Below are 1,407 nucleotides of genomic sequence, written 5' to 3' on the forward strand. Positions count from 1 at the left end.
CAGTCGTGCAGGGCGGTGTCGTCCAGCTGGGCGTCCACGCCCATGCCGCCGGGCACGAGCAGGGTGTCCAGGCCGGCGAGCGCCACGTCGCGGCGGGCCGTGTCGGCCACCACGGCGAAGCCGGCGGAGCACGCCACGGGGCCCGCCACCTCCGCCACCAGTTGCAGGGCGTAGGCCGGCGCGCGGCCCTGGCGCTCCATCTCGACATTGGCGGAGGCGAAGACCTGCAGCGGGCCGACCACATCCAGGCTCATGAAGCCGGGGTACAGCAGGCAGGCGATGCGGCGGGGGCGGGGTGGGGTCATGCGCCGCAGTGTCGCGCGGCGCGGCGGTGGCTGCAATGACAACCATCGCACAGATCCGGCCACTGTCTGCGGAGCCAATCGGCCGCGCAGGCGCCACCGCATGGGGGTTTTCGCGGCCCAGGGAATCCCTGATGGGAAAGTGGCGGCTCCATCGCCATAATTATGTGAAATTACGCACATTGCCGCGCGATGCCGGCAGGTTGCGTTTCGTTGCCACCGCTTGCGAGGTCGATCGAGCCACTCACCGCCGCCCACCGCCGCTCTTTTTCATGTCCTCCCTTCCCGCCACCGCGCGCGCACTCCCCCTGTCCTTGCATTCCGAGGCGGCCGAGCGCATCCGCGAGCTGATCTTTGCCGGGCAACTGCCCCCGGGCGGGTTCGTGGACGAGATCGCGCTGTGCGACCGGCTGGCCATCTCGCGCACGCCGCTGCGCGAGGCGCTCAAGGTGCTGGTGGCCGAGGGCCTGCTGCGCCACGAGCCGCGCCGGGGCTGCTTCGTGGCCGAGGTGACCGAGCGCGACCTGGACGAGATCTTCCCCGTGATCGCCTTGCTGGAGGGCCGCGCGGCGCACGAGGCCACCCTGCGCGCCAGCGAGGCCGACCTGGCCGCGCTGGAGGTGCTGCACGAGCGCCTGCGCGAACACGCTGCGGCCGGCCGCATCGGCGAGTACTACGCGGCCAACCATGCCATCCACGAGGCGCTCATCACGCTGGCCGACAACCGCTGGCTGGCCCAGGTGATCGGCGACCTGCGCAAGATCCTGCGGCTGGCCCGCCTGCAGCAATTGCGCGCCCCGGGGCGGCTGCAGCAGAGCCTGGCCGAGCACCTGGAGCTGTTCGATGCCATCAAGCTGCGCGCTCCCGAGGTGGCCGAGGAGGCCATGCGCACCCACCTCGTGCGCCAGCGCGCCGCGCTGCGCGACATCGCCCGCAACCCCCCTTCAAGGATCACGCCATGAATGCCACTGCGGAATGGATCACGCGCAGCGTCTCCCGCCTGCGCCCCGCTGACAAGACCACCGGATCGGCCGACGGCGCGGGCAGCGGCCCGGCCAAGGCGCCGGTGCCGCGCTCCACGCACGAGCGCCTGCAGGCCACGCTG

General features: G+C 71.9%; 2 protein-coding genes. One reads left to right on the forward strand and one right to left on the reverse strand.

The annotated features are described in order from the left end of the window. Positions 1-305: DJ-1/PfpI family protein (locus AC27IO_RS24185; protein ID WP_498741212.1), on the reverse strand; the 305-nt coding region annotated here is incomplete at its 3' end. A gap of 269 nt (positions 306-574) precedes the next feature. Between AC27IO_RS24185 and AC27IO_RS24190 the strand changes: the two genes are divergently transcribed. Further along, positions 575-1,264, forward strand: coding sequence for a GntR family transcriptional regulator (locus AC27IO_RS24190; protein ID WP_284399171.1), 690 nt, complete (start codon positions 575-577; stop codon positions 1,262-1,264). Positions 1,265-1,407: the final 143 nt, after the last annotated feature.

It is taken from the genome of Acidovorax sp. KNOB132 (assembly GCF_057541515.1).